At 62.8% G+C, this 19,705-nt stretch carries 18 protein-coding genes and 1 tRNA gene; 11 read left to right on the top strand and 8 right to left on the bottom strand.

From position 1 onward, the window contains the following. Window positions 1-100 precede the first annotated feature (100 nt). The 3 genes from IVB19_RS04390 to IVB19_RS04380 all read left to right on the top strand — a co-directional run bounded on the left by IVB19_RS04390 (window position 101) and on the right by IVB19_RS04380 (window position 5,424). Window positions 101-1,483 carry an HlyD family secretion protein gene (locus IVB19_RS04390; protein ID WP_524536760.1) on the top strand — a complete coding sequence of 461 codons (1,383 nt, stop codon included), beginning with the start codon at window positions 101-103 and terminating at the stop codon, window positions 1,481-1,483. After that, on the top strand, window positions 1,480-3,423 hold the full coding sequence (locus tag IVB19_RS04385) for a glycosyltransferase (RefSeq protein WP_247299319.1): 1,944 nt from the start codon (window positions 1,480-1,482) through the stop codon (window positions 3,421-3,423). Before IVB19_RS04390 ends, IVB19_RS04385 begins: the two co-directional genes overlap by 4 nt. Window positions 3,424-4,200: 777 nt before the next feature. Continuing rightward, a complete protein-coding gene (locus IVB19_RS04380) occupies window positions 4,201-5,424 on the top strand; it encodes an ABC transporter substrate-binding protein (protein ID WP_018453357.1) in 1,224 nt (407 codons plus the stop codon). 234 nt (window positions 5,425-5,658) lie between these two features. On the opposite strand, the gene IVB19_RS04375 is transcribed toward IVB19_RS04380, so the two are convergent. Beyond that, window positions 5,659-7,221 (bottom strand): adenylate/guanylate cyclase domain-containing protein, encoded by a 1,563-nt coding sequence (locus IVB19_RS04375; RefSeq protein WP_018453356.1) that lies wholly within the window; start codon window positions 7,219-7,221, stop codon window positions 5,659-5,661. 178 nt (window positions 7,222-7,399) lie between these two features. On the opposite strand from IVB19_RS04375, the gene IVB19_RS04370 reads away from it, so the two are divergent. Continuing rightward, a complete protein-coding gene (locus tag IVB19_RS04370; RefSeq protein ID WP_026232518.1) occupies window positions 7,400-8,491 on the top strand; it encodes an enolase C-terminal domain-like protein in 1,092 nt (363 codons plus the stop codon). Window positions 8,492-8,559: 68 nt separating this feature from the next. Here the strand turns inward: IVB19_RS04370 and IVB19_RS04365 are convergent, their stop codons facing one another. Further along, window positions 8,560-8,982 (bottom strand): RidA family protein, encoded by a 423-nt coding sequence (locus tag IVB19_RS04365; RefSeq protein ID WP_018453354.1) that lies wholly within the window; start codon window positions 8,980-8,982, stop codon window positions 8,560-8,562. A gap of 119 nt (window positions 8,983-9,101) precedes the next feature. Between IVB19_RS04365 and IVB19_RS04360 the strand changes: the two genes are divergently transcribed. Further along, window positions 9,102-9,239: an NUDIX hydrolase gene (locus IVB19_RS04360; RefSeq protein WP_018453353.1), complete on the top strand. Its 138-nt coding sequence runs from the start codon at window positions 9,102-9,104 to the stop codon at window positions 9,237-9,239. Between the two features lie 135 nt (window positions 9,240-9,374). On the opposite strand, the gene IVB19_RS04355 is transcribed toward IVB19_RS04360, so the two are convergent. Together IVB19_RS04355 and IVB19_RS04350 are read right to left on the bottom strand one after the other, a co-directional pair. After that, window positions 9,375-9,635, bottom strand: coding sequence for a hypothetical protein (locus IVB19_RS04355; RefSeq protein ID WP_018453352.1), 261 nt, complete (start codon window positions 9,633-9,635; stop codon window positions 9,375-9,377). Continuing rightward, entirely contained in the window at window positions 9,632-10,117 is a 486-nt protein-coding gene (locus IVB19_RS04350) for an L-2-amino-thiazoline-4-carboxylic acid hydrolase (RefSeq protein WP_018453351.1), read from the bottom strand. Before IVB19_RS04350 ends, IVB19_RS04355 begins: the two co-directional genes overlap by 4 nt. Window positions 10,118-10,333: 216 nt before the next feature. On the opposite strand from IVB19_RS04350, the gene IVB19_RS04345 reads away from it, so the two are divergent. Then, the gene (locus IVB19_RS04345; RefSeq protein ID WP_026232516.1) at window positions 10,334-10,858 is read left to right on the top strand and encodes a Cif family virulence factor; all 525 of its coding nucleotides are present in this window, start codon (window positions 10,334-10,336) and stop codon (window positions 10,856-10,858) included. Window positions 10,859-11,047: 189 nt separating this feature from the next. On the opposite strand, the gene IVB19_RS04340 is transcribed toward IVB19_RS04345, so the two are convergent. Both IVB19_RS04340 and cpdR read right to left on the bottom strand, forming a co-directional pair. Continuing rightward, a tRNA-Val gene (locus IVB19_RS04340) sits at window positions 11,048-11,122 on the bottom strand. A 73-nt stretch (window positions 11,123-11,195) separates the two neighbouring features. Further along, the gene (gene cpdR / locus IVB19_RS04335) at window positions 11,196-11,555 is read right to left on the bottom strand and encodes a cell cycle two-component system response regulator CpdR (RefSeq protein ID WP_007597092.1); all 360 of its coding nucleotides are present in this window, start codon (window positions 11,553-11,555) and stop codon (window positions 11,196-11,198) included. A 363-nt stretch (window positions 11,556-11,918) separates the two neighbouring features. Here cpdR and IVB19_RS04330 point away from each other — a divergent pair, with 363 nt between their 5' ends. The 3 genes from IVB19_RS04330 (at window position 11,919) to IVB19_RS04320 (ending at window position 15,112) form a co-directional block, all read left to right on the top strand. After that, entirely contained in the window at window positions 11,919-12,809 is an 891-nt protein-coding gene (locus IVB19_RS04330; RefSeq protein WP_018453348.1) for an N-formylglutamate amidohydrolase, read from the top strand. A 537-nt stretch (window positions 12,810-13,346) separates the two neighbouring features. Beyond that, window positions 13,347-14,129: a histidinol-phosphatase gene (hisN, locus tag IVB19_RS04325; RefSeq protein ID WP_018453346.1), complete on the top strand. Its 783-nt coding sequence runs from the start codon at window positions 13,347-13,349 to the stop codon at window positions 14,127-14,129. 17 nt (window positions 14,130-14,146) lie between these two features. Next, window positions 14,147-15,112: a Bug family tripartite tricarboxylate transporter substrate binding protein gene (locus IVB19_RS04320; protein WP_018453345.1), complete on the top strand. Its 966-nt coding sequence runs from the start codon at window positions 14,147-14,149 to the stop codon at window positions 15,110-15,112. Window positions 15,113-15,154: 42 nt separating this feature from the next. Here the strand turns inward: IVB19_RS04320 and IVB19_RS04315 are convergent, their stop codons facing one another. Next, window positions 15,155-16,045 carry a LysR substrate-binding domain-containing protein gene (locus tag IVB19_RS04315; protein ID WP_247821045.1) on the bottom strand — a complete coding sequence of 297 codons (891 nt, stop codon included), beginning with the start codon at window positions 16,043-16,045 and terminating at the stop codon, window positions 15,155-15,157. A gap of 89 nt (window positions 16,046-16,134) precedes the next feature. Here IVB19_RS04315 and IVB19_RS04310 point away from each other — a divergent pair, with 89 nt between their 5' ends. Further along, complete coding sequence (locus IVB19_RS04310; protein ID WP_018453343.1) at window positions 16,135-16,887, top strand: sulfite exporter TauE/SafE family protein; 753 nt, start codon at window positions 16,135-16,137, stop codon at window positions 16,885-16,887. Window positions 16,888-16,893: 6 nt separating this feature from the next. Here IVB19_RS04310 and IVB19_RS04305 read toward each other — a convergent pair whose 3' ends face one another. Beyond that, complete coding sequence (locus IVB19_RS04305) at window positions 16,894-17,526, bottom strand: LysE family translocator (RefSeq protein ID WP_018453342.1); 633 nt, start codon at window positions 17,524-17,526, stop codon at window positions 16,894-16,896. Window positions 17,527-17,771: 245 nt separating this feature from the next. Between IVB19_RS04305 and IVB19_RS04300 the strand changes: the two genes are divergently transcribed. After that, a complete protein-coding gene (locus tag IVB19_RS04300; protein ID WP_162496403.1) occupies window positions 17,772-19,568 on the top strand; it encodes an adenylate/guanylate cyclase domain-containing protein in 1,797 nt (598 codons plus the stop codon). Window positions 19,569-19,705 lie beyond the last annotated feature (137 nt).

Here is a 19,705-nt window from a genome sequence, read left to right as displayed (position 1 = left end):
AATTCTCATGTTTCAGTTAGCCTTTGCAACACCAACATCGCATTTGGATTCGGCCGGCCGTATCTCGCGCGGAGGTTGCGCGTTGACTCTCAGGTGTATGATGCAAAACAAAACGCGTTTCGATTCGACATTCGAAGGCGGCGGCGGTCCAGATATCGCAAAACCTCTCGCGGTGGACGGAAACCATGACGCGCACGGTTTGCAACGCGCGTTGGATGCGCGTCTCAGTCCCGGCAATGCCGATACCCCCGCAACCGGCGGCGATGCCGCCGCGGATGTAGCGCAATCCAAGCCGAGCCGGACGCTTCTCCGATTTGTGAAGGCCGCGGCGGGCATCGCCATCGTCGCAGTATTCGGCTGGCTGCCGCTCAGAGCGCTTTTCCAGACGTCAAGCGTCGAAGCCGTCGTCAATTCGAGGCTCGTGACGTTGAGGTCGCCGATTGACGGGAAGATTTCAGCCGGGGCCAGTCTGTCAGGCGATTTAGGCACCGTCGGTGAGGGCACTTTCATCCTCCGTGTCGTCAATCCGCGCGGCGACCGCGTGCGGCTCGATGACCTGCGCAGTCAGATGTCTCGCCTCGAAAACGAAAGGCCGAGCCTCGTTTCGAAGATAGCTTCAGCCCAGGCGGGGCAGAAGGATCTGGCGCGTCAGGCGGCCCTGTTCACAGCGGGGCGCATTCGTCAGCTCGAGGCGCGCATCGCAGAAATCCAAACATCAATCGAAGCGGCCGCAGCGCGTCGTGAAGAGGCGGCAGCCGCGGTGGAACGAGCATCATCGCTCATCAAATCGGGCAGCGTTTCGTCTGTCGAGCTTGGGCGCCTGACGCGGGATCAAACCATTGCTCAGCAGACCGAAATCGGCGCGCGACGCCGTCTGGATGCAACCCAGGTCGAGCTCACCGCCGCGCGCGAGGGCACTTTCCTCGGCGACAGCTACAACGATCGTCCGAGCTCGGTGCAGCGTGAGGAGGAAATGCGGCAGCGGGCTGAAGGCCTCACCGCGGACGTAGCGCACGCCGATGCGCAAATCTCGTGGCTCGTCGGCGAGATAGAATCAGAGCGATCTCGTTACATCGGCCGCTCCGAGGCGGACATCAAGTTCCCCGTCGCCGGCCGAATATGGGAGGTCATGACGGCACCTGGAGAGGACGTCCGGGCCGGACAACCGCTCATTCGTCTACTCGATTGTTCCGGCGCCGTAGTGACGGCGAACGTCACTGAGAGCGTGTATAACGGGCTGCAACTGGGATCTCTCGCACATTTCCGGCCGAGCGCCGGCGGCCCCGAATTGACTGGCACCGTCGTCAATCTCACCGGCTCCGCAGGGGTCGCAGCGAACCTCGCCATTAATCCCGATGCGCTGAGCAAGGAACCGTATCGTGCGACGATTTCGGTCCCCGACCTCAACGATGGCTCCAACGATTGTCCAGTCGGGCGAACCGGACGCGTCATCTTCTCGCCAGACACTGCGAGAAAGCCATGATCGCCGCGCTGACACCGGGCCTTATTGCGCTCGGGTTCTGCGTTGCCGTCCTTCCCTGGTTGCGGCACGAGAACTCCACGGCGCGCTCGCTGATGATCTCAATCGCATTGCTGCTCATGATCCGCTATTTTGGATGGCGCATGACAGCCACGGTGCCGCCCGTCGGCTGGACCGCCGACTTCGCCGTGGGATCCGTGTTCCTCTTCGTCGAGGCTGTATCGCTTGCGGCGGGTGCACTGACACTGGTGTTTCTCAGCCGCTCGACCAATCGAACGCCGCAAGTCGAAGTCAACAGGCGGTGGCTTGCCGGACGGCAAGCTCCGCTGATCGACGTATTCATTTGCACCTACAACGAGGAAACGTCGATTCTGGAGCGCACAATCATCGGCGCCACGGGAATGAACTATCCCAACTACCGCGTCTGGGTTCTGGACGACGGACGGCGTGACTGGCTCGAAAAGCTTGCCGGCCAGCTCGGCTGCCGGTATCTGGCGCGCCCGGACAACAAGGACGCCAAGGCCGGCAACATCAATCACGCCCTGTGGCATGTGGCGGAGCTCGCCGATCCCCCAGATTTCATTTCGATTCTCGACGCCGATTTCGTGCCTATGCCCGAATTTCTCAGCCGCGCGACGTGCCTGTTCCGCGACCAGGGCGTAGGCGTGGTACAGACACCTCAGCATTTCATCAATGCGGATCCGATCCAAACCAATTTGGCCGCGACCAAGGTCTGGCCGGACGAGCAGCGCTTTTTCTTCGATATCCTGATGCCATCGAAGGACGCTTGGGGCGTGGCGTTTTGTTGCGGCACGTCGTCGGTCATCCGATTCTCGTCCCTCGTGAAGATCGGCGGCTTTCCGACCGATTCCGTGACGGAGGACTACTTGCTGACGCTGCGGCTGACGGAAATTGGATCACGCACGGTGTACCTGAACGAGCGTCTGACCTTGGGGCTGGCCCCGGAGGGACTCAAGGAGTACATCACTCAGCGCAGCCGATGGTGTCTTGGCTTCATGCAAATCTTTCGGGGGCGCAGTGGTCCCTTTTCCCGAAGATCGCAGCTGGACGTTGTCGACAGGCTTTCTCTCATCGAAGCATTCATGAGTTGGACCTCGACCTATGTCGTCAAGGTCTTCGGTCTCGTCGTTCCAAGCCTTTATCTTCTCTTCGGCATCAAAGCGGTCCAGGCCGATCTTTTCGAACTCCTCGGATATTTCCTGCCTTTTTATGTCTGGTATTCGCTCACCATGGCCTGGATTTCCCGCGGACGCTCCATGGCGGTGATGTCGGATGTCGCTCAATACATTGCACTGCCGGCGGTTCTCAAGGCCGTGGCGGCGGGACTGCTCCAGACGCAGGGACACACATTCAAGGTCACGGCGAAGGGCGGGGATCGCGACCAACGCTTCGTCGAATGGCCACTGCTCAGGATATACGGCACCGCATTGGCGATTACGCTCGCGGGTATCGTCTATGCCTTCGTGCTTCATGTGCAAGGTGACATGATCGCCTATGGCGGTCTGGCGCTCGCCTGGAGTTTGTACAACGCCATCATTCTGTTGATCGTCTGCCTGGTGTCCATCGAGCAGCCGCGGCGACGGAAGGCCGAGCGGTTCGAGCGAGATGAGCCTGTCCTTTTCAATATCGGTTCCCGGCAGTGCATCTACCGTTTGGCAGACATGTCGATCACGGGCGCTCGCTTCGTGAGCGACAATCCACCACCTGTCGGGACCGCGGTTCGCTGCACCCTCCAGGAGAGAAACGTCGCGGCCCTGGTCGTGCGACGCACGGGGAATGGCTTTGCAATCCGGTTTGATGAAACCCTCAACACCCGCATCGCTCTCATTCGCGCTTTCTATTCCGGTGACTACGTCAGCGCATTCAGCGGCATCCACGCCGCCCCGATCGGCAAAGCATTAATGATGCGGATTTTCGGGTGACTACCTCTGCTGATGAAGCGCAGCACCAAGCTCGCTGAACGTCACCGTCGTTGCCAAGCCGAGCGCTGCAACCGGTTCTTCTCGACCAATGCCTACGTCCAGGCCTTCGGCGCTCGATCGTTCCAGGTAGCGCGCGCCCTATGTAGGCGCCCGCAATTCGCCCTGAAACCAAGCCAAGGTATCAGACGATCTCATTGGGTCGACCAGCACGACCGCGATCTGGTCGACGAAATCGCAAGCGGGACATTCGAAGGTCCAAATCTCAGAACCGGCGGAGCTTGGCGTGATGCGCGCCAGCGTCGTTGTTATCCGGCATGTAGGACAAGGTGGTCGCTGAATGGCCATGAGGCTCGCCTGAATCCGGCGGGAGCGCGATACTCTCAGTCACCGATGGGCGCCGATGCGGGCGGTGATGGACCATCATGGAACCGAGAGCTCTGCCGCCACCGGTCAATATAGACCACCATCCAAATTACGGCCCGCTATCCCAAACATGATCTTTCACAGATCGATTCATTTTTCATCGGACGAGTGCGGAACAGCGAGCGCACCCGGGCTATATCGCCCGATTTCACGACCGCCGGGTCGAGATGGAGTTCAAAGTCCGCGGGCTGCCCTAGCGGCGCGCCCCAGTCGGCGCGTCAGCACGCCTGCCGTTTCGTCCGGCCCTCCAGCTGCGCACCGCGCCACAGCTTTGACAAACGCTTGACCTAGATCAAGCAGCCTTGGTGCGGATTGAGCCGACCTCGATGAGGGGCCAACGTCAAGGTATCGGGCATGCGCGTCTCCGGCAGGATGCTGTTCGTGTTGATGGTTGCCCTGGCATCGCTCGGGGCGATGTCGCAGGAGCGCGCCGATCAACCCACCGCCGACAACGAAATCCGTATCGGCAATGTCATGCCGTATTCGGGACCGCTGTCCGAATTCGGCGCCATCGGCCAGGCGGAAGCGGCCTATTTCGACATGGTCAACGCGCGCGGCGGCATCAACGGCCGCAAGATCCGCTTCATCACGCGCGATGACAATTCCGATCCGACGACCGCGCTGGAGCTGACGCGCAATCTGGTCGAGACGGACGACGTGCATTTGATGTTCGGATCGTTCGGCACGCCCGGTAATCTCGCCACGCGCTGGTATCTGAACGCGAAGAAGATCCCACAACTGTTCGTCGCCTCCGGCGACGAGGAGCTGAGCCAGGCCAAGGCGTTTCCCTGGACCATGGGCTGGCAGCCGTCGTTCCGGTCGGAGGGGCGCATCTACGCCAACTATCTCCAGGCCTATTATCCCAGGAAGAAGATCGTGGTGCTCTGGCAGAACGACCAGTTCGGGCGTGCGCTTCTCAAGGGCCTGGAGGAAGGTCTTGGCGATCTGAACCGTCTCGTCCTCGTCGACATCGCCTTCGACATTGCCGATGAGCATCTCGACGGACACGTCTCGATCCTCAAGCGCGCCGGCGCCGATATCTTCGTCTTTCTCGGTGTACCGTCGACGGCGTCCAAGGTGATCAAGCTGGCGGCGTCGCTCAAGTGGCGCCCGGTCTTCATCGTCAACGACGCCTCCGCCTCAATCGCCAATGCGATGGCGCCCGCAGGCCTGGAGAATTCCTCCGGCGTGATCTCGGCGGCCTTTCTGAAGGACCCGAGCGATCCCGCATGGAAGGACGATCCCGCCATGAAGGACTGGTTCACTTTCATGGACAAATACCATCACGACGAAAGCACCAACAGCAGCGCCGCGCTCTATGGCTACGCCGCGGCAGAGGCGCTGACGCAGGTGCTGAAGCAATGCGGCGACGACCTCTCGCGCGAGAACATCATGCGTCAGGCGGCTTCGCTGAGGAATTATCAGCCTTCGGTCGCCCTGCCCAACATCAGGATGAACACCTCGCCGAACAGCTACCTGCCGATCCGGCAGATGCGGCTGGTCCAGTTCGACGGCCGCTCCTGGCAACCCTTCGGCGACGTGATCGACACCGCCTTCACGGAAGGCGCGGCGCGGTGAGTTGACTCGGGCCCACCTATTGCTGGGCTACCCCTCTCCCCCGCCCTCTCCCACAAGGGGGGGGAGGGAGCCGAGCGGAGAACGGAGCAGCGTCGCACCATGATCGACTTTCCGCGAAGTTGGACAACGTCGCCACGTTAAAGATGTGTTTCCCTCCCTCCTTGTGGGGGAGGGCTAGGGAGGGGGTGCCACACGGCACACTCTCTCGATGGGAGACGGCAACGCGCGTGCTCCTCACGCCGGGTTCAGCGAGGCCAGCGCATTCTCCAGCAGCGAGCGCACCCGCGCCGCGTCGCCGGATTTGACCACGGCGGGGTCGAGATAGAGCTCCAGCCCCGGCGCTCGCTCGGTGATGATCCCGCTCCTTTCGGCGGCCGCGTCGTTCAGCGCGTCGACCGAATAGGGAATGATTTCGCGGCTGATGCCCTTCATCGTGATCGCGGGCAGCGCGTGGGCGCGGACGATGTCGCTGACCAGCGCGAAGGTCTCGTAGCTCAGCACGATGCCGCCGGGCTCGGCGATCGATTGCAGGCGCGCGGCGAGGTTCGCCTCCGCACCGATGATGGTGTAGTCCATGCGATCGCTGCTGCCGAAATTGCCGACATTGCAATAGCCGGAATTGACGCCCATGCGGGCCTTGAACGGCAGCTCGATGCCGGAGGCGCGCCATTTCGCATTGAGCTCGGTGAGCCGGTGCTGCATGCGCCAGGCCATCTGAAGGCAGGCCTGCGCGTCGGCGCGGTCGCCTTTGGTCTCGGGGTCGCCGAAGAAGATCAGCATGGCATCGCCGATGAACTTGTCGATGGTGCCGCCAAATTCGTGGGCGACCGCCGACATCTCGGTGAAATATTCGTTGAGGAGCTGGGTCAGCAACTCCGGCTGGAGCCGCTCCGCCGTCGCGGTGAAATTCTGGATGTCGGAGAAGAAGATGGTGAGCTTCTTGCGCTCGGTGTGGATGGTGACGTCCTTCTGGCCGGAGAAGATGCTCTTGTAGACCTGCGGCGGGATGTAGCGCGAGATCTTCATCGACAGCGAAGCCAGGAAGTCGTTGGCGGATTCGAGCTCCTTGTTCATGCCCTTGATACGGCTCGCCTGGCGGCGCTGCAGCGAGAGAAACGACAGGCCGCTGCCGGCGGCGATCAGGAAATAGGCCAGCAGGAACTTGAACGAGAAGATGTTGGCGGCGATCGGCTGGGCGATGATCACCTCCTGGATGCCTCTGACGTCACCAACCTTCCAGTCCTTCTTCGGGCTCTCGGGGTGGCTGTTGTGGCAGCTGACGCAGGCCGGGCCCATCGTCACCGGAGCAATCAGCCGGACCTTGTCGTTGAACAGCGAGGTCTCGGTGTCGACGATCTTCTGCTCGGGATCGTTGCGAAGCGATTCGAGCGCGTCCTTCTCGAACTTGTCGAGCTGGTGCGGGGCGCGGTTCTGGAACGGGAAGTCCGAGACGAAACGGTAGGTGATGTTTTCCTGCTGCGCCCCGATCACCCGCCCTAGCTCCAGCGACAATGTCGCCGGGATCGGGATCGCGCCGGGGATGGATTCGTAGTTGTGAATCACCCTGGTCGTACCGTTCGGATTGGCGATGATGCGCCCGACCACGTTGGTCGCGTAGTAGCTGCGCACGCTCGTGATCACCGAATTCAGGTCGATCGCCTGCCGGCGCAGCGCGGTCTTGCTGAGTTCGGTCAGGTCCAGCCACACCGCGAGCGGCAAGGCGAGCAGCAGGAAGGCGATCGCGGCACCGGTCAGGATGCCGCTCTTGCGCTGTTCTTCGGAGATCTCTTGCTTCACTCTTTGGCTCCGTGATTGCGTTCCTGTCTCGAACTCGGGGCGATTTGCGGAACAGAGCCAATAAACGCGCTCCCGCGCAACCCCATTTTATGGTGGTCGCGCCAAGCGGCTTTTCGTTTCATGGCGAATGTTTAAGATCGGCATTTATCTGCATTCACTCCGCCAGGAGATCCACCAAATGGCCGAGACCATCCGCATCAAGCGCTTCAATGCGCGCTCCGTCATCGTGCCGATGAACCTCCCGCTCCAGACCTCGACCGGGGCTGTCGCAAAGGCACCGCTGGTGCTGATCGACTGCGAGACCGACCAGGGCGTCCAGGGGCACGCCTATCTGTTCTCGATCACGCCATCGGCCTTGAAGCCGCTGACGGCGATGGTCGCGGAAATGTCGGAGCTGCTTGCGGGCGACGAGCTGCTACCGTTCGAGATCGAGCGCAAGCTGACCCAGCGCTTCACCCTGCTGGGGCTCGCCGGCCTGCAGCGGCTGGCACAATCCGGCATCGACATGGCGGCATGGGACGCACTGGCGCGCGCACGCGGCCTGCCGCTAGCGCGGCTGCTCGGCGGCGCGCCAAGACCGGTCAGGGCCTACAATTCGAAGGGGCTCGGCATCATGCCGGCGGGTGCCGCGGTGGAGGAAGCCCACAAGCTGCTGGCCGAGGGCTTTCAGGCCGCAAAGATCCGCGTCGGCCGTCCCGATGCACGGGAAGACCTGAAGGTGGTGCGCGCGGTGCGCAAGGCCGTCGGCGACGACGTGACCTTGATGTGCGACTATAACCAGGCGCTGACGGCCACCGAGGCGATCCGCCGTGGCGAGATGCTCGACGATGAGGGCCTGACCTGGATCGAGGAGCCGATCCGTCACGACGATTATGAGGGTAACGCCCGCATCGCGGATGCGCTGCGCACGCCGGTCCAGATCGGCGAGAATTTCGACAGCGCCTTCGCGATGCAGACCGCGCTCTCAGCCGAAGCCTGCGACTACGTGATGCCCGACGTGCAGCGCATCGGCGGCGTCACCGGCTGGCTGCGCGCCGCCGCGCTGGCGCATGCCGCCGGGATCGAGATGTCGACGCATCTGTTCTCGGAAGTCAGCGCGCATCTTTTGTGCGTGACGCCGACCGCGCATTGGCTCGAATATGTCGACTGGGCCGACGCAGTGCTTTCAACGCGGCTGATCATCAAGGACGGCTTTGCCCTGCCGAACGAGGAGCCCGGCAACGGGATCGCGTGGGACGAGGCTGCGGTGAAGAAGTATCTGGTCGAATAGACCGCGTGTCGTCGCGACGTATCGAAGTGCGAACGTCGAAGCTGACGATCAGCGAACGGCATGCCTTCCTACGACTGAACAGCGGCAATCATACTCAGCTCGACCGGTGCACCCCGCGGCAACTCGGCGACGCCGACAGATGTACGCGTGTGACGACCGCGATCGCCTAGGCGCTCGATCAACCGGTCGGAAGCGCCGTTCATGACTTGCGATTGCTGAGTGAATCCAGGGGCCGAGGCGATGTATCCAACGAGCTGCAAGACCTGGACGATCTTGTCCTCTCCACCTGTTGCGTGATTGATGGCCGAAATGCAGAGATCTGCGCAGAGGGCCGCCGCCCCCTGTGCGGCGGCGACATCGACACCTGCGCCGACTTTACCGGAGCACAGCAGGGCTTCGCCGCGACGCGGCAGCTGACCACTGACATACGCAATTCCACCATGGATGATCACCGGCAAGTAGTTGCCACCTGGTTTGTTCACGCTGCTCATATCGATAACCTGCCTTCATTTCTCGCTGGCGTGGTGGGCGGACAATGGCAGGCGGGGAGTCGCGGATCAAGCTGCGCATTGCACCGAGGTGGTGCACGATAACGATCCCCCATGACCACATGGCGCCTTCATTCGCACATCGCGTCGTCGCGATCGGCGGCGAGATCGAGTTCGGCGAGAGCTGGCAGGCCGCGCTGGTGCGTAAGTTCCACGAGGAGCTCGGTATCGGAATCTCCATCGTGAAGGCGATGAGCTGAACACGTTGCTGCTTCCACATCGTCATTGCGAGCGCGGCCAAGCAATCCAGAACCCCTCCGCGGAAACAGTCTGGATTGCTTCGTTGCGCTCGCGATGACGGAGTGTGAGACAGCAGCGCTGCATGACCAGCTACGCTACCAAACCTCCGCGCCGGGAATCTTCCTGCGCACCGCGATGCGCTGGATCCAGATGCAGCGGCGGATGGATCTGTTGGAGCGGCCGACGGCCGAGATGCCCTCGCCGGCCTGAAGCAGCGGCGCCACGCTTTCGCGCAATGCGCGGCAGCGCTGCAGTTCGGCCTGCCAGTCGATGACCGCAGCAGCGGCGCGCGACGACATCAGCGCCAGCACCATCAGGGCAACATAGCTCGCCCGCATCACCCGCATTCCCTTCATTTTGATCCGCGCTCGTCGCGCCAGTAGCGGAAATCGCAATGGGACGCGCCTTGCATGATGGTTTGCGTGCGCGTGAGCCTGACGTCGGCGCCAAATCCATCAGCGGTCGCGAAGTCGGCGGTGCAGACCAGCAGGAAACCGAGCTCCGGCTCGCCCAGCGCCTTGTAGAACTCGGCATAGGCGCATCGCGTCACGTCGAACGCAAAGGCGTCCTGGGTCTGCTCGATGATGTCATAGGCGAGCGCGTCGTCTCGGGCATAGGTCTTGAACGCCGACGCGACGGCCTTGCCGAGATCGGCTTCGTTGTTCGTGCTGTTCTTTGCCTTCCAGAATTCCTCGCCGAAGCCGCGATAGAGGTCGCCAAGCGCCTTGCGCACCAATGCATTGGCGCGCGCCTCGCCGAGTTCGGCCTGCAACGCCTTAACCAGGGGCACCAGCACCTGCGCCTGGATCTTTGCCTGCTCGATGACGGACACGCTCATGGGCAACCTTCATCCGGGTTACTTCACACCACAAGACGATAACTCAACTCGCTGCTCGCGGCGAGGGTTTGCTTGCCTGGTCCCGTGGCATCCGGAAGCCTACGTTTCCGTGATATCGGGGTCATCGCCGATCGTGCAATCCTGAAAACATCGACCTGGCCACAATGGTATGACGCTCACCATTCAAATTCCGCCGGCAAATGACCAGAGGTGACCATGATCCGACCTAAAATGCCTTCAGGCAATTTCACGCCACGAGTGTTTTCACGGCGCCCTCAAGTTGCGGCGTTTGCCGCAGCGCTGTTTCTCGCCGCAACGTTCTGGCCGGCCGGAGGCGCGCAGGCTGCCGCAAATGATGCCGAAGCACGAACCATCTTCGAGAAATTCATCGCGGCGCAGAATGCGCATGATGCGGACGCCATGAAGGCCATGCTCCTGAATTCAGCCGGAACGCTGTTGTTTGCCAGAAACATCGAGACGCGCGGTCGCGATGAGGTCGCCGCGCGGTTCAAGACCTATTACGAGGGCACCTGGCACCTCGAACCCGACATGTCGAAATTCCGCGTCGCCGTGATCTCGAACGAGATCATGCAGATCCTCGTGCCGATCGTCTTTACGCGCGGCCTTCCGGGCAAGCCGCCACAACAAAATACGTTTCTGATCAGCCAGACCTACGTTCAGGATGCGGACGGCTGGCACGTCGCCTCCATCCTTCCGGTCGCAAACACGGAACTGAAATAGGGGATTTAGCGGCGGTGTGTCGGCGAAGGAGGCTGCCGCTCCAGTCCGTCTACGCTCTTCGAGCTACACCGGACACGCTTCGCCGAAATGAGATTGGTGGCTTGCCGAGCCGAACCTCGCGGCGGCAGCCCGCCTGCGCCCGTTGGGCTTCGGCGTGGCATCCTTCACTCGGCTATCGCGAGCGAAGGATGGTGGGCGCGACAGGGATCGAACCTGTGACCCCTACCATGTCAAGGTAGTGCTCTCCCGCTGAGCTACGCGCCCTAGATGTCTCTAGATCGGGTCGGGTCCCTATAACGGCTCACGGGAGCCGGTGCAAGGACGGAAGGGGGCCGATTTAGGCCGCCAGCATCTTGTTCACTTCGCTGACCAATTCGCGCAAATGCACGGGCTTGGACAGCACCTTGGCGTTCTTGGGGGCATCCGAATCGGAGTTCAGGGCGACCGCGGCGAAGCCCGTGATGAACATGATCTTGATGTCGGGGTCGAGTTCCGAGGCCCGGCGGGCGAGCTCGATGCCGTCCATCTCCGGCATCACGATGTCGGTGAGCAGCATCTCGAACGGCTCTTCCCGTAGCCGCTGATAGGCGGCCATGCCGTTATCGTGGGACGAGACCTGAAAACCGGCGTTTTCCAGCGCCTTGACCAGGAAACGGCGCATGTCGTTGTCGTCTTCGGCGAGCAGGATCTTTGGCATGGCGGAAATGTCGAATCCCCAGAGGATATCAGCGGAGGTCACTAAGCCCGACGGAGGGTAAATTTGGGGTGAAAATCTTTACCCTCCGCAGCTCGCGCTGCCGGACTCTTGTGAACCGGAATACGGCACGAAGCAATCGAGCCGTACCTGCCGGTCCCCACCTCGCTGCCCGCAGGGTTAAGACATGTTCCAGCGCAGATCTCATCTTTTCGCTTGGCAGGATGGTTGCGATTCCGGACAATGACGACACATAAGAGCCGCCCGATCGGCCGAATCAATGCGCCAAGGGCGAAGCCTGATACCGAGAGGCGGAGCCTGATTGCCAAGGGCGAAGCCTGACACCAAGGGACGAAGCCTGAGAAGATGACCCGGTTTGACGGCGACAAGTCGCCAGCCTTCGAGATCGTTGAGCCCGCGCAATGGCGCGCGCCGGTTATCTTCAACTCGCCCCATTCCGGCTCGACCTATCCGGACGAATTCCTCAGCGCCTCCAGGATCGACCTGCCGACGCTGCGGCGTTCCGAAGATTCCTTCATGGACGAGCTGATCGGCCATCTCAGCGAGCGCGGCTTTCCGACCGTGCGGGTCAACTTTCCGCGCTCCTATGTCGACGTCAACCGCGAGCCCTATGAGCTCGATCCCCGGATGTTCACCGGGCGCCTGCCGAGCTTTGCCAACACCCGCTCGATGCGGGTTGCCGGCGGACTTGGCACCATTCCGCGCGTGGTCGGCGACGGCCAGGAGATCTATCGCGAGCGCATCCTGGTCGACGACGCGCTGGGGCGGATCGAGACGCTGTACAAGCCGTATCATCGCGCGCTGCGCCGGCTGATCAACAAGGTGCACCAGATGTTCGGCACCGTCGTGCTGGTCGACTGCCATTCGATGCCCTCGGTCGGCGTCTCCCGCGACGAGCCGCGCCGGCCCGACATCGTCATCGGCGACCGCTACGGCACGAGCTGCACGCCGCTATTGCCCGACCGGGTCGAGGAGACCATGGCCGGCCTCGGCTATTCGATCGGCCGCAACAAGCCCTACGCCGGCGGCTTCATCACCGAGCATTACGGTAACCCGGCCAGTGGCCTGCATGCCGTGCAGCTCGAGCTCAACCGCGCAATCTACATGGACGAGCGGCGGCGCGAGCGCAGTCCGCGCTTTGCACAAGTGGCGTCGGACTTCGGCGTGCTCGCAGACGTGCTGGCGACCACGGTCCCGTTCGGCGATCTCGGCCCGTTCCAGGCCGCGGCTGAATAGGCGCGACGTTTTCTTCGAACAATTGTGTTGGGTGCGATCAGCGCGAATGCGTTTCGCGGCGAGCATCGAAATGAAAGCCGATGCCGAGAGAAAGCAGAGGCTGAAAGAAAAAAGGGCCGCTTCTAATGAAGAAGCGGCCCAAGTCTAGGGAGGAAACGCCCAAGGAGGGCAGCAGTAACGCGAGAAGCGCTACCGCACCGCAACAATATGCGGCCGCGACGCACAAAGTGCAAGGGCTTTCGACCGGTTTCCCATGCAATGAGGACATAGCTCGGTTGCTTCTAGAGAAACCCAGATTCAGTTCCTTTGATAAGGAAATTCAATGGGTTGATAGTCATTTGCATACGAACGAGGCAGATCCGGAACTAAGGTTTCAACTCAATGATCGATTTTTGGCCAGCCAAGTTCTTTGAAGGAGGGACGCATCCGGCATCCAAAATACCAGGGTGCAAAAGCAAGACAGCGCTGCACGATTCTTCCGATTTGAGCTAGGCAGGAGTGAGCTTCACCCGACTTTCGCTTTTTTGAGGATACGCCGTGACGGTGATCGATTTCTCCGCCTTCATCGGACGGCTCGCCACCGCCTCCGGCGAAACCATCCTACCGTTCTTCCGCACCTCGCTGTCGATCGAGGACAAGAGCAAGACCAAGGATTTCGACCCCGTGACCGAGGCCGATCGCGCCGCGGAGGCGGTGATGCGGCGTCTGATCAAGGCCAACTTTCCCCAGCACGGCATCGTCGGCGAGGAATTCGGCAACGAGCGCGAGGATTCGGATTATGTCTGGGTGCTCGACCCCATCGACGGCACCAAATCCTTCATCGGCGGCTTTCCGATCTGGGGCACGCTGATCGCGCTCCTGCACAAGGGCACGCCGGTCTACGGCATGATGCACCAGCCCTTCATCGGCGAACGCTTTTCCGGCGACAGCGGCTCGGCTCATTATAAAGGCCCGTCCGGCGAGCGCCGGCTCCAGGTCCGGCGCTGCGCCTTGCTGTCGGAGGCGACGACCTACACCACCAGCCCGCTGCTGATGAGCGAGCGCGACCGCGCCATCTTCGGCCGCATCGAAACGGGCGCGCGGCTGTCGCGCTATGGCGGCGACTGCTACTCCTATTGCATGCTGGCGGCAGGTCACGTCGATCTCGTGGTCGAGACCGAGCTGAAGCCTTACGACATCGCAGCCCTGATCCCGATCGTGACCGGTGCCGGCGGCGTCGTCACCACCTGGGAAGGCAAGCCGGCCCAGGGCGGCGGCCGCATCGTCGCGGCCGGCGACGCCAGGGTTCACGAAGAAGCACTGAAACTGCTCAACGGCTAGGCGATCTAGGAGCCTGCATGACCAACCGGCGTACGCTCCTTCTCGCGGCCTTGCTTCTTTTTCCGACGCTCGCCTCCGCCCAGAATTTCCCGGCCAAGCCGATCAAGCTGATCGTGCCGTTTCCGGCCGGCGGCCCCAACGATATCATCGCGCGGGTGATCGGCCAGCGCATGTCGGAACTGTCAGGGCAGCCGGTGCTGATCGACAATCGCGGCGGCCAGGGTGGCGTGCTCGGCACCGATGCCGTCTCCAAGGCTGCACCTGACGGCTACACCATCGCGATCTCCAGCGCCGGCGCGCTGGCGATCAGCCCGAGCATGGAAAGGGTCGCCTACGATACGCTCAACGACCTCACGCCCGTGACGTTGGTCGCAACCGTGCCGGAAATGTTGGTGGTCGCCACCAACGTCCCCGCAAAGGACATCGCGGAATTGATCGCGCTCGCCAAGGCGCAGCCGGGAAAACTCAACTTCGCCTCCTCCGGACCCGGCAGCCTGCCGCATCTCGCCGGTGAATTGTTCAAGCTGACGGCCAAGATCGACATCGTGCACGTGCCCTATCGCGGCGCGGCGCCCGCCGTGAACGATCTGCTGGGCCAGCAGGTGCAGATGACGTTCCTGGACCTCCCCGTGCTGCTGCCGCAGGTCAAGGCGGGCGCCCTGCGACCGATCGCGGTCGGCTCCGCCGAGCGTTCGCCGACGGCGCCTGACGTGCCGACCACCGCGGAAGCGGGCTTTGCGGATCTGCGCATCGAGAACTGGTACGGCATGGTCGCGCCGAAGGGCACGCCGAAGGAGATCGTCACCGCGCTACATGATCTGGCCACGAAGGCGATGGCGGATCCGGCGGTGAAGGAAAAGCTCGCTGCCCAGGGCGCGACGCTGGTCGGCGATGAGCCGGAGCATTTTCGCACATTCATCGCGGACGAGACGAAGAAATGGGCGAAGGTGATCAAGGACGCTGGCGTGGAGACGGCGAAGTAGCTGCGTCTTAACCTCTTCTAAAGGGAGGGGAAATCCCAGAACTCACACCGCCGCAGACCGCAAATGCTCCACCAGCATCTTCGCCGGGCGCGGTAGTGTCTTGAAGCTTCGCGCGCAGATCACGAGTTTGCGGTTGGCCCAGCTATCGCGCAGGCGGACCATGGCGAGCGGCATCAGTTTTGCGCAGCGGCGGGCCGCGGCTTCGGGCACCAGCGCGACGCCGACATCGGCGGCGACCATCTGGCAGATCGCATCGAAGTCGCGCAAGCGTGCGCGGTAATGCGGCCGCATGCCGAGCCGGGCGGCGTGCTTCGAAATATGCACCTGAAGCGCGGTGGCGCTGGTCAGCCCGACGAAGTCGCAAGCGCCCGCCTCCTGGAAATCGATCGCGCGGCGGCCGGCGAACGGGCCGCGCCTAGACGTCACCAGCGTCAGGCGATCCTCGCTGAAGGCGAATCGCTCGATATGATCGGGCAGCGCGTGCTCGGCGGCGAAGCCGAGATCGGCCGCGCCCGCAATGATCGCGGCCGCGATGTCGGTGCTCTCGCGCTCCTCGATGTCGATGGCAACGTCGCGATGCTCGCGCAGGAAGCCGGCGAGCGCCTTCGGCAGATGCTCCGAAAGCCCCGAGGTATTGGCGAGGAAGTGCACGCTGGCGCGCACGCCGCTGGCAAAGCCGGCGAGATCGCCGCGCATGGCGTCGATCTGGTGAATGACGAGACGGGCGTGATCGAGCAGGCTCTCGCCGGCCGAGGTCAACTCAACGCCGCGGCGCCCGCGCTTGAGCAGCGCGACGCCGAGCGCATCCTCCAGCCCCTTGATGCGCGCGCTGGCTGAGGCCAGCGCCAGATGCGACCGCTCCGCGCCGCGGGTGATGCTGCGCTGGTCGGCGACCGCGATGAACAGCTGGAGGTCGACGAGGTCGAAGCGCATCGGGGGTCCCTTCAGCCTTCGTTCCAAACGAAGGCTTTCTCCGTAAGCTACAGATTGTGCCGGCGCGCTGCATCGGTCAATGTGCAGATATGATCGACCCGCTCCTCATTCTCATCGCCGCCGTTTTCCTGATCGCCGGATTCGTCAAGGGCGTGGTCGGGCTCGGCCTGCCGACTGTCTCCATGGGCCTGCTCGCGGTGAGCATGGCGCCGAGCCGCGCGATCGCCATCGTGATCGTCCCCGCCATCGTCACCAACATCTGGCAGACCTTCGTCGGCCCCCATTTGCGCGATATCCTGAGGCGGCTGTGGCCGCTGATGATCGGCACCGTGATCGGGTGCTGGCTCAATGCCGGCGCGCTCACCGGCCCGCATGCGCGCTACGGCACGATCGTGCTCGGCGTGCTCCTGGTCATCTACGCGATCATCGGGCTGAACAAATTCCAGTTTCATGTTGCGCCAAAGAACGAGAAATGGGTCGGCGGCGTGGTCGGCGTGGTCACCGGCGTGATCTCGGCCTCGACCGGCGTGCAGGTGATCCCCTCGATGCCGTTCATGCAGGCGATCGGCATGGAGAAGGACGAGCTGGTGCAGGCGCTCGGCGTGTTTTTCACGACAGCGACACTGGCGCTCGCCTTCAATCTCACCGCGGGGGGATTGCTGACGCCGGCCAACGCGGTGCCGGGCGCCGTGGGCATGGCCTGCGCGTTTGCCGGCATGTATATCGGCCAAACGGTGCGGGCGCGGATGCCGGCGGAAGCGTTTCGCCGCTGGTTCCTGATCGCGATGATCCTGCTCGGCCTCTATCTCGCCGGCAGCGCGCTGCTGAAGGAATTCGCGTAAAGGACGTTACCGCGTCTCCAGCATGGCGACGCGGATGCCGAGATAGATGAAGAGGCCGCCGAGGGTACGGTTGACCCAGGCGACCGCGCCTTCGGAGCTCCGCAAGCGGTGGGCGGCCCTTGCCGCGAACGCCGCCAGCACCAGGCACCACAGCGTTCCCGTGCAGATGAAGATCAGGCCCAGCATCAGGAAGGCGAGCGGCTTGTGCGCCGAGTCCGCTGCGACGAATTGCGGCAGGAAGGCAAGGAAGAACAGCGCGACCTTGGGATTGAGCGCGTTGGTGAAGACGCCCTGGAGGAAAACCCGCCGCAGCGAGCTCTGCACAGGCTCGTCGATGGCCGAGGCCAGCACCGGGCGCGACCACAGCATCTGAAGCCCGGTCACGACGAGATAGGCCGCTCCGACCAGCTTCAGGATCGAGAACGCGGTCGATGAGGCCATCAGCAGGGCCGAAAGGCCGATTGCCGCGCCCGCGACATGGAAAAAGCAGCCGCAACTGATGCCCAGCGCGGCCGCGGCGCCACCTCGCCAGCCCAGCTGCATGCTGCGGCCGATCACATAGACCGTATCAGGCCCCGGCGTGATGTTGAGCAGCACGCCCGACAGGACGAAGAGCCAGATTTCGTGAATGCCCAGCATGTGTGACGTGCCTCCGCCGCCCAACCGTAGCCCAAGAGGTCGGCTTAGTGCGTTCGCTCGTCCCCGTCCACTGCCGGATTGCCGAGGATTTACCTCGAATTTGCAATGCGGATCATACTTTCGCTCGGCCTCATCTGCTCTATAAGGAACGGGTTCTTTGAATGCGGGATTCGAGGCGACTGCCACGCCGTGGCCGGTCCTCGATCTCTTCCAAGTCTCTTGCAAGTCTCTTGGAGCTCCGGAATATGGAAAGACGTCTGGCTGCCATTGTCTGCGCCGATGTCGCCGGCTATTCGCGCATGATGGGCACCGATGAGGCCGGCACCCATGCCGCCTTCAAGGCCCATCGCAGCGCGATCCATCCCATCATCCTCAATCACGGCGGCCGCGTCGTCAAAAACACCGGCGACGGCTTCCTGCTGGAATTCCCCTCGATCGTCGGCGCCACCGAGGCCGCGATCGCGATGCAGACCCTGATGGCGGAGCGCAATCACCATCTGCCCGCCGATCGCGCCATGCAGTTCCGCCTCGGGATCCATATGGGTGACGTCATCGCCGACGAGGACGAGGTCTTCGGTGACGATGTCAACATTGCCGTCCGCCTCGAAGCCGTGGCGAGCCCCGGCGGCTTCGCCATCTCGGCCAAGGCCTACAAGGAGGCCAGCAAGCATCTCACCGTGCCGCTGGTCGATGCCGGCAACCACCGCTTCAAGAACATCAAGGATCCGATCGGGGTCTGGACCTGGACGCCTGAAGGTGCACCGGCGCTTGCGCCCGCGCTGAGGGAGGCATCCGCCCTCTCGCAGCAGTATCGCACCGCGATCGTCGGCGTGCTCCCTTTCGCCAATCTCAGCGACGCACAGGACGAGTATTTCTCCGACGGCCTGACCGAGGATCTGATCCACGCGCTGTCGCTGCAATCCTTCTATCGCGTGCTGAGCCGCAACTCGACGTTCGTGTTCAAGGGCAACAACGCCAGCACCCGCCTGATCGCGCGGGAGATCGACGCCACCTATCTGATCCAGGGTTCGGTGCGGCGTGCCGGAGCCAAGATCCGCGTGACCGCAGAGCTGATCGCGCCGGAGACCGGCGAGCAGCTCTGGACTGGCCGCTACGACCGCGACATCGGCGATCTCTTCGCGATGCAGGACGAGATCACCACCAACCTGTCCGCCGCCATCGCCACCGAGATCGTCCGGGCCGAAGCCTCGGCGCCGGCGCGGCTCTCGACCGACGTCACCGCCTGGGACCGCTTCCTCAAAGGACTGTCGCACTATTATCGGCAAACCAAGGAAGACCTGGCCATCGCCGTCGACCTGTTCCGGGAGGCCATCAGGCTCGAGCCCAAGCTGTCGATTGCGCACGCCTATCTCGCCACGATTCAGATCCAGAGCATCCAGTTCGGCTGGGTCAAGGGCACGCGCGAGATGTGGGCCGAGGCGATGAAGCTTGCCGAAACCAGCGTTCGGCTCGATCCGCGCTCGTCATTTGCGTTCTCGATCCTGTCCTGGACCCACGCGCTGGAGGGGCATTACGAGGCCGCGATGGACGCCGCCAAGCGCGCCGTCGCGCTCAACCCCTACGACAACGGCGCGCGCGGCGTGCTCGGCATCTGCCATTTCGTCATCGGCGAGCACCGCGAGGCGATCGAGCTGTTCTCGATGGCCGCACAGCGCGACAACAGCGATCCGCGCTACCAATGGGCCGCACTGAACGCCTTCAGCCATTATCTGCTGGGCCAATATGACGCGACTCTGTCATGGGCTCGAGAACAGCTCTACATCAACCCGAACCATTTGCAGGCGCTGGCAATCCGCGCCGCGGCGCTGGCGCAATTGGGACGCGGCGACGAGGCGGTCGAGGCGACCCGCGTGCTCATGGCTAACTACCCGACTCTCAATGTCGACCGCCATTTGCGCAATTTCCACTGGAAGCGGCCCGAGGACCTCGCCCATTACCGCGCCGGACTCTTGAATGCGGGCGTGCCGCTCGGCAAACTGACCCTGGTTTCGAGCGACGTCAAACGCGTCGCCGAATCCTGAGAGCCAGCCGCGGCCACGCGGCAATGTCCCCTCCGCCTTTATTGACACGACAGTGAATTCAGCCACACTCGGCTACACGCTGAAGTAGTATAACGTGTTGTCGGTTTGTCAGGACTTTCCGCGCTCTATCGCCGCGT

This window comes from Bradyrhizobium sp. 187, assembly GCF_023101005.1.
In the GTDB taxonomy this organism is placed as follows: domain Bacteria; phylum Pseudomonadota; class Alphaproteobacteria; order Rhizobiales; family Xanthobacteraceae; genus Bradyrhizobium; species Bradyrhizobium canariense_D.
Note: the sequence above shows the minus strand (reverse complement) of the source record. Positions and strands in the feature narration are given on the sequence as shown.